Below are 10175 nucleotides of genomic sequence, written 5' to 3' on the forward strand. Positions count from 1 at the left end.
GGCAGCCCTGCCTGTCAAAAAAGGAAAGGAACTCATATGAAACCATCAATTATGAACGAACCAAATGTACATGAAACAATGGATACGATTTTACAAGATGTACAGAGAACCATTTCACAAACCAACGAAATCGAACGCTTCGCTGTTTTTTCTCGTGAAAAAACCATTCGACCGCGGCCATATCACCTCTCTCATTTATTTCTCGACAATCACATGGAGCAGGAGGCCGCAGCTGAATCGATACAGACGCAAACGGCTTCCCCTGCTTTAGCGGACATGCCGCCCGCCCTTTCCTATGGAGGGGATCTAGATGTTAACGCAGGAGCCCAAACCTTACAGGACGCCTTAACAGAGGCGGCAAAAACGACAAATGGTCTGACTTATATCGTCAATAGTGAGAATGAACTCACGCAATCCTACACGCAGTTAAAGGAGGACGCTGAGCGGGTTCTGACAGGTTTGAGGGCATTAGGACTTGAACCGGGTGATCCTGTGTTCTTTCAGTTTTCATCCAATCACGCGATGATAACAGCCTTTTGGGCGTGTGTGTTAGGCGGATTTGTTCCAACACTAGTGTCCGCTGCACCGACCTATCGGGAAATGAATGCCTCCGTGAAGAAACTTCATCATGCGTGGCACCTGCTGGAGCATCCGCTCATTTTAACAGATGACTCGCTGATTGATGAGGTGCAAGGCTTAGCTTTATTGTGGCATACAGACAAGTTACGTGTTGCAGCCGTTGAGCCGATGCTTTCTTTAGCAAGAGATATAGAAGCTTATCCCGCGTCACCGGATGATTCAGTCTTTTTTATCTTAACGTCTGGAAGTACAGGGATGCCCAAATGCGTAGAACATTCTCATCGAAGCGTGCTGGCGAATGTCAAAGGAACAGTGGCAGCCAATGGGTTTACACAAGAGGATGTGTCGTTAGACTGGATGCCTTTAGATCATATTGGCGGTATTGTGATGTTTCACCTAGTCAATGTGTACACGGGCTGTGAGCAGGTTCGGGCAAGAACAGATGACTTTATCGCTCAGCCGCTGCGCTGGCTTGACTGGATGGACCGCTACCGTGCAACGAAAACATGGGCGCCTAACTTCGCATTTGCGATGATCAATGATTATGAGAAAGACATTTCGTCAGGATCTTGGGATCTTTCTGCTATGACTTGTATGATCAATGGGGCAGAAGCGGTCGTACCGAAGACGATTCACCGATTTTTACACTTGCTGGCTCCGCACGGCTTAAAGGGAGACGTCATTAGACCGGCATTCGGCATGTCTGAAATCTCTTCAGCCGTTGTCTTCTCTTTTGCGATAGAGCGGGGAGATGAAAGCAGCGGGGTTCTAACCTTTGAGGAAACATCACTCACAGAGCAGCTAAGACCAGCGGAGGCACGTGAGACAGGAACCGTCAGCTTTACAGAGCTGGGAAGACCGATTCCGGGTATCACGATTCGTATCGTGAATCATCAGCATGAGCTTCTTCCCGAAGATCATATTGGCAGTGTGCAAATTAAAGGGCCGACGACAATGAAGGGCTATTACAAGAATGACGAAGCGAATCAAGAAGTCTTTCAAACAGACGGCTGGTTTCACACGGGGGATTTAGGTTTTCTGCACGAAGGAAGGCTGACATTAACCGGAAGAGAAAAAGACATGATCATCATCAACGGGAAAAATTATCACAACTATGAAATAGAAGTCATTGGAGAGGAAGTACCCGGCGTCGAAACGAGCTTTGTAGCGGCCTGTTCCGCCCGGATGGAAGCATCTGCATCCGACGAGCTGATTCTCTTTTTTACACCGAAGCTGTATGAACCTTCTTATATTATGAGGGCAAGTCAGGATATTAAATCCCATATTGCGACAAAAATGGGGCTGTCTGCATCGCGCGTGATTCCTGTCCAGAAGCATGCCTTTCCGAAAACAAGCTCTGGAAAAATAGAAAGGGCACAGCTTAAGAGGCGATGGCAGGAAGGCGAATTTGATGAAATCATCAAGGAGCTGGACATTAGACTTGAAAATGAACACACCTTGCCTGATTGGAGTTTACAAAAGGAGTGGACACCTGCTCCGCTTCATGAAGCTGAAAAACAAACAGCAGGGAACATGGTGATCTTTGCAGACACATTAGGGCTGGCAGATCAATTAAAATCCCTTTCAAGCAATGAACAAACGTATATTACGGTTGAACCGGGTCAAGCATTCACACAACTCACACATACACACTTCATCATCCACCCGAATCGGCCGTCTGACTACGAACAACTCTTTGAGACACTCCGTTCGTATGGCGTTTCGGTGAAACAAATCATTCACCTTTGGAACTACACAACTCAAGAAGACACACTTCATGCAGCGTTGGCAAAAGAAGCACAGAAAACTGGCAGCATGAGTGCCTTATATGTAACAAAAGCGATCGCTGCCTATGAGGAGCCGGTAGAGATCACCTTTGTCTCTGCTCATGCGATGAACTTGCCGGAAGATCAAACACATGATGTGGAGAAAGCAACGACAGCAGGACTGATGACAGCTGTTCAGCATGAATGGCCATTTATCAAGGTGCGGTGTCTTGATTTTTCTCTGACAGAACCCGATGCTGGCCGTTCTCATGCATCATCGATCATGACAGAGCTTACACATGACACAAGCCATCATATCGCTGCTTATCGCGAAGGTGTTCGTTATACTCCTCTTTTAACACCGCTTCATCTAGAAAAAGAACAAAGGGTGAAGAAACCGCCATTTGAATCTTCCGGGCTTTATGTGATGACAGGCGGGCTTGGCGGCATTGGACGAATGCTGAGTGAGCACCTGCTGACATCCTATCAAGCGCATCTTGTGCTGGTTGGAAGAAAGGCGCGAGAGGCTTTATCTGCGGAGCAGCATGACGTATTGATTTCACTTGAGAATCTAACGGAAAAGCGCGGCGGCACAGTTCTTTATGAAAAAGTAGACATTACTGACGCAAAAGCCATTGAAACCCTGATTTCAAAACAGGAGACGGCTTTAGGCAAAAGGCTGCATGGCGTTATTCATTTCGCTGGCATCATTCAAGAAGAGCTGCTTCGTGACATGACGTCTGTTTCATTACATGCGATGTACGAAGCGAAGGTATATGGCACGATTTCGCTTCATGAAGCTGCCTCTAAACGGCACAATGTCTTATTCCTTTCCAGCTCGTCAGCTCGAACGTTAAAGGGCGGGATGACCGTTGGCGCTTATTGCGCGGCCAATGAGTTCGTTGAACAATTTGCTCATTATCAGAGGCTGACATCTACTGTAAAGCCGTATTGCTTTAGCTTTAGCATGTGGGATGAGACCGGAATGAGTGAAGGCTCAATGATCAAAGGCATGCTAAAAGAAAGAGGTTATCTCCCGATTCCAAAACGGGCGGGCATTCAAACAATGCTGGCATGCTTGATGACAGATGCTCCTCTCATTTATATCGGGCTGGATCGGTCGAAGCAGGAAATTCAAGAGATGATACAAGGGGAAATACAAACAGAGCAGGCCGTATATGTCTTTTTCAAAACCGATCAAACAAAGGCTTTTGAAGAAAGGCTGTATCAATCCATTTATACGTGTATACAGTCTCGTCTCTCTGGTGAATATTCCGTCCATCTATATCCTGAAGAATACTGGAAAGAAACAGAGGATGGGATGCCGGACGAAGTGCATTTCAATGAATTAATAGAAGAAAGTGGACAGGGTTCAGAGGACAGAGCACCTCAAACTAAGACGGAGAAACTTTTGGCACATATTTGGTCCGAACTGCTTGATGTCTCAAACATCAGCTGTGGTGATCATTTCTTTTTACTCGGAGGTCATTCGCTCAAGGCAACGCAAATGCTGTCTGCTGTTAGACAGAAAACGGGATTTGACGTGCCGCTCGCTGTTCTTTTTGAGCATACGAGACTTGGAGAGTTAGCCGACTGGATTGATTCACATGCCAAAGCCGATGAAGCGATTCCGATACGGAAAATAGAAAAGGGTCAGGAGCTTCCGATGTCCTATGCTCAGCAAAGACAGTGGTTTCTCTATCAATTACAGCCTGATCTGCCATTATACAATAATACGATTTCCTTTCGGATGAATGGACCTTTAGATGTAAAGGTGCTTCAGCGCAGCCTGCAGCAAATGGTGCAAAGGCATGAATCACTCAGAACATCCTTTGCAATGAACGGCGATGAACCGGTACAGATCATACATGAGCATATGACTCTTCCAGCGCTTGAGGTTGTCGATATATCAGATCTTTCATCACAGGAAGAAAAAGAACAAAAAGCGGCTGAGTGGGCGAAAAAAGAAGCGGGCACACCTTTCCGCTTAGAGCATGATGCACTTTTTCGCGCGAAACTAATTCGGCTGTCAGACACAGATCATTTGCTGCTGATGTCCATTCACCACATCGTGTCAGATGGCTGGTCGATTGGCATTGCCGCAAAGGAGCTGTCCGAGTGGTATACAGCGATGATCGAAGGGAGGGAGCCTGATCTCTCACCGCTGCCGATTCAATATGCAGATTACGCACTTTGGCAGAAGGAGTATTTGACGGGAGAAACGCTTCAGAAGCAGCTTTCCTATTGGAAGGAGCAATTTGCGGTACCTGTGGAAGAGTTGATGCTGCCGTATGACTACACGCGTCCGGCCGTTCAATCCTATAGGGGAAAAACGAAAAAATACCGCTTGTCGAAGCCGCTGTCTGACCAGCTGGCTGCTCTTTCTAAAAATACAGACAGCACCCTTTATATGACATTACTTTCGGCTTTCTCTATCTTGCTGCATCGATTGTCTTCACAGGATGAGTTTGTCATTGGATCCGTCATTGCCGGGAGAAATCGGACGGAGATGGAGCAGCTCATCGGATTTTTCGTGAATACACTGGCACTTCGGATTGATCATAGCGGCAATCCGGCTTTCACAGAGCTATTAGAGCGAGTGAAGGAAACAACAATGGGCGCCTATGCGCATCAGGATGTGCCGTTTGAGATGGTGGTAGATGAGCTGAATATTGTACGTGAGGCTGGCAGGCAGCCGCTGTTTCAGGTCATGTTTGTTCTGCAAAACCTGCCCCTTGAAGCTCCTCCGATGGGTGAGGCGACATCCGTTTTAGCCATTGAAGATAATGATACGGCCAAGTTCGATCTATCCCTGTTTGTTTTTGAAGGGGCGGAGGGTCTTCAATTAAAACTGGAGTATGATGCAGACTTATTTTCTGACGACACGATGGATCGGTTCCTTCTTTACTACGAGCAGCTGCTTGCGTGTATTTGTGAAAATCCAGCACAGCCAATCAGACAAATGAATTACCTGCCAGAGAAAGAGAGGGATCAGCTGCTTTATGAATGGAGCGGCAGCACAGAACAACCAGCAGGCCCGCTTCTCATCACAGAACGGTTTGAAGCGCAGGTGAAAAAAACACCTCATGCGATCGCCCTCGAATCTGGGGAAAAACAGTGGACGTATCAGGAGTTACAAGAGAAAGTCGACCGGCTTGCCGCTTATCTGCAGCAGCGAGGAGTGAAGCCGCATGAACCAGTAGGGCTTCTAATTGACAGGTCGCCTGAAATGATTTTTGGGGTGCTGGCGATTGTGAAAGCAGGCGGGGCCTATGTCCCAATTGATCCTGAATATCCAGATGCACGCATTGATTATATGCTGAGGGATACAGGTATTCAGCTGTTACTGACAAAAAATGAATGGCTGAAACAAGTCTCGATCAGTCAAACCGAGCTCATTTGTCTTGATCAGGGGTATGAAGAGTTTTTATCAGAGGCAGAACTCAAGTCTGCTGCTTTAAAACCTGATGGACTCGCTTATATCAATTACACATCAGGATCAACCGGTCAGCCAAAAGGAGTTTTAATTCCGCATCAAGCGGTCATCCGGCTTGTATGTGAAACAGATTATGTCACCCTTAATGAACAAACGCGTATTTTGCAAATCGCGAGCTTCTCCTTTGATGCCTTTACGTATGAAATATGGGGAGCCCTGCTCAACGGCGGAAGGCTGATACTGACCGATCGAAATACGATCTTATCAATGGATACACTGGCTGACACGCTGACATCTTACAAGATCACAACAGGATTTCTGACAGTACCGCTGTTTAACCGATTAACAGAGGAACATCCAGAAGCTTTATCTGGATTCGATGCCTTATTGGTCGGTGGTGATGCTTTGTCAGCTGCTCATATCCGTAAAGCGCTGCCGTATTTACCTGAAGGCCTATTAAACGGCTATGGACCAACTGAGAATACGACGTTCTCCTGTGTGCATCACATTCGGGCAGTGGATGAGGGGCAGACTTCGGTTCCTATCGGTCAGCCAATTGCGTATTCACAGGCCTATGTACTAGACGACCAGCTGCAGCCGGTTCCGCAAGGTGTCATTGGAGAGATCTACGTAGGCGGTACAGGGCTTGCACTCGGATACATTGGAGATGAAGAAAAAACATCGCAATCATTTATCCCGCATCCTTTCCAAGAAGGAGCGCGTTTATATAAAACAGGCGATATGGGCCGCTGGCTGCCAAACGGCATCATCGACTGCCTTGGAAGAATTGATCATCAAGTAAAAATTCGCGGACACCGCGTCGAATGCGGAGAAATTGAAGCCGCCATGCTGCGCTTTGAAGACATCATAGAATGTGCGGTCATTCCGCATCAGCATGAGAGTGGTCACAAGCGATTGATCGGTTATTTTGTCCAAAAGGGCAGCATGACCACGCAAGACATTCGTTATCAATTAAAAGAAATACTGCCAGATTATATGGTGCCAAGCCTATTAATAGAGCTGGAGGAACTCCCGCTCACGGCAAATGGCAAGGTAGACCAAAAACGTCTCCCGCCGCCAGAGTGGAGACAGGAAGAAGTGGACAAACCGGCTGACATGGCACTCAGTGAGGAAGAACGCGTACTGGAAAAAGTGTGGACTCAGCTGCTCGGTACGCCTTCGATTGGCGTACATGATAACTACTTTGAGCTTGGCGGAGATTCGATTATTGTCATACAAATGGTGGCGCGCTTAGCACAGGAAGGCTATGTCATTCAGCCGAGAGATGTATTTGAAAAACAGACGATTTCACAGCTGGCACTCGCTATGAAAAGGTCAGATGCTGCTGCGTCCTATGATCAATCGCCTGTCACAGGAGATGTTCGTCTGCTTCCAATACAATCATGGTTCTTTGAGCAATCAATGACAAACCAAGATTATTGGAATTTATCAGCGCATATGGAATTCAAGCAATCTATACAGCTAAAGCAGCTGACACAGGTTCTCTCAAAAATTGTCGATCATCACGATATGCTGAGAGCGATGTATACAAAAACAGCAGATGGATCATGGATTCAAACCATTCGTGCGCCTGGCATCACCCCTTGTGTCACCTTCTTTGATTTGACGAGTGTTTCTCATGAGGAAGCGCTGGAACAAATCCGCATGGAGACCGCCGCTTGTCAAGAAACGTTGTCATTAGAGCGGGGAGAAGTAATCAAAGCCATTCTTTTTCACACAAGTAATGGTACGTCTGAACTCTTTATCGCTGCCCATCATCTTGTGATGGATGGAATCTCATGGCGCATCATACAGGAAGACCTATTAAATGGACTGAAGCAGCTTGCGGCAGGGCAGGAAATCGCGCTTGCAAAGAAAACTGCGTCCTATCAGCAGTGGGCAGATGCTCTTTATGAATACGCACAAACCGATCAATTACAAGAGCAGGTTCCTTTTTGGCAAAAGATCACGAGCCAAGAGGAAGAGGGTTCTCCTTTTCAAACACCTGCACTTTTCAATATAGAAGAACATGCAGAGATTTTGTCTATTCAATTGACGAAGGATCAAACAGATATTTTACTAAGGCAGGCATCACAAGCGTACCGAACAGAGGTAAACGATTTACTCTTATCCGGACTCACGCAAGCCGTTGGAAAGCCGCTGCTCATAACATTAGAAGGGCACGGACGCGAGGATTTATTTGAACAGATGGATTTGTCACGAACAGTCGGATGGTTTACAAGCTCTTATCCTATTTTTATTCCTTTTATTCAAACCGATATTGAGAGACAAATCAAAGATGTCAAAGAAACCTTAAGAGCTGTGCCGCAAAAGGGAATCGGCTATGGCTTGCTTCAATACATGACAGCATCTCGTTTACTCAAAAAGGCAGCGCCGCAGATGAGCTTTAATTATCTTGGACAGTTAGATCAAATAGACGGTGAAGCATATCTTTATTTAGCAGATGAACGAAATGGACTTGTACATGATCCAAAAGCAGAAAGACAGCATTTGATCGATGTGTACGGATATGTTGTGAACGGTCAGCTTCAGATGAATTTTATGATCCATCGTGAACTGCTTCAGTATGAAGAGGTGCGCCTGTTACCTGAAAGGTTCAAAGAAAAAATGGAGGATATTCTGACGCATTGTGTAGAGACAAAAGGCGGCTTTACGCCATCTGATTTTCCAATGGTTCAGCTGACGCAAAAGCAAATCGATGAGCTTCCAGATGGTGTAGTGGATGTGTATCCACTATCTCCAATGCAGCAAGGGATGCTGTTTCATGCATTATTAGATCAAGCGTCACAGGCGTATTTTGGTCAAGTGCATATGACGCTCGAAGGCTTAACGGACGGCGCAGCCTATGAAAAGGCATGGAATCTGCTAGTAGAGCGTCATTCGATTTTGCGGACAATATTTGCTTGGGAAGGGCTAAAGGAGCCTGTTCAGTTGATTCAATCAGAAGGAAGTATTCACCTCACTCAGCACGATGTGCGCCACCTGAGTGAAATGGATCAGAAGGAAGCCATTCAGCAATATTTGCAAACAGATCGGTCAAAGGATTTCAAACTAGAAGATACGGATGAACCGCTGATTCGTATTGCTTTATTCCATCGTGATGAAAACACATGCACGTTTGTTTTTAGCTTTCATCATATTTTAATTGATGGCTGGAGCTTGTTCAGCTTTATTGAAGAATCCTTTTCTTTGTATCGCTCTCTTGTGGATGAACGGGAGATGGATCTTCCTGCTTTACGTCCATATAAAGATTTTATCGAGTGGCTGCAAAAGCAGGATCAAGAGAAGGCGCTAGAGTTCTGGAAAGGTTATATGTCAGGAGTAGAGGAGGCTACACCGCTTCCAGGAGACGGCGGGCATGCTTCGGATCAAGAAGCAGGTGTTGATCAGCTAAGTATCAAACTAACGCCCGAGATGCAGCAGAAACTCGAAGAGATGACAGGCACGCAGAAGGTGACAATGAGCACCCTGATTCAGACAGCATGGGGGCTGCTTTTGCATCTTCATTCAGGATCTGAGGATGTCGTGTTCGGAGTGACAGTATCAGGACGGCCGGCGGATTTACCACAGGTTGAAAGCATGACAGGGCTCTTTATAAACACATTGCCGCTCCGTTTGCCGATCACGCCAGGGTGGAGCATTTCCAAGCTGCTGGCACATACACAGGACACAGTTTTTCAGATGCGGGAATTCGAATATACCGTACTGCCGGATATTCAGCAGCTGACCCACATTCCGAATGGAGATTCATTGTTTAACAGCATTGTCGTGTTTGAAAACTATCCGATTGAATCTATCGAGCCATACGGCGTACGCATTTTAGACATTGAGAGTCATGAAGAAACGAACTATGACCTGACCCTTGTGGCAGTTCCGGGAGAGAGGCTGGAGCTGCGGGTCACATACCGCTTCAATCAATATACAGAAAAGCAAATACAATCGCTGATGCAGCAGCTGATCCACACACTTGAAGCCATGACAGAACAAATGGAGACACCCCTCTCTTCCTTCACGATCGTCACGAATGAAGAAAAAGAGCGGATGATCACCGATTGGGCGAAAAATGCACAAGTCAGCGTGCTGTACCCAGATCAAGAAGAGGTCTATTCAGGTGTGCATGATCCTTCCTGTGAAACGGAAATATATGTCCTGAGCGAAGCGCATCAGCTCATGCCGGTAGGATTTCCTGGAGATATTTTTATCGGTGCAAAGGACATCAAAGCACTTTGCGGGGAGCTTGCCGATTGGATGGAGACGCATAAAATTCCGCATCCATTCAAACATCAAACTGGTGAATACCTCTATCCGACAGGGGATGTCGGCGTTTGGACTGAAGAAAACAAGATTCAGATTTTGGATTGGATGTAGGAGGA

General features: G+C 46.4%; 1 protein-coding gene. It reads left to right on the forward strand.

All coding sequences use genetic code 11. The annotated features are described in order from the left end of the window. The first annotated feature begins 36 nt into the window (after positions 1-36). Positions 37-10170 carry a non-ribosomal peptide synthetase gene (locus tag MHB41_RS01970; protein WP_217008887.1) on the forward strand — a complete coding sequence of 3378 codons (10134 nt, stop codon included), beginning with the start codon at positions 37-39 and terminating at the stop codon, positions 10168-10170. The last annotated feature ends 5 nt before the right edge of the window (positions 10171-10175 follow it).

The organism is Bacillus sp. FSL H7-0578 (genome assembly GCF_038630855.1).
GTDB lineage: Bacteria > Bacillota > Bacilli > Bacillales > Bacillaceae > Bacillus > Bacillus safensis.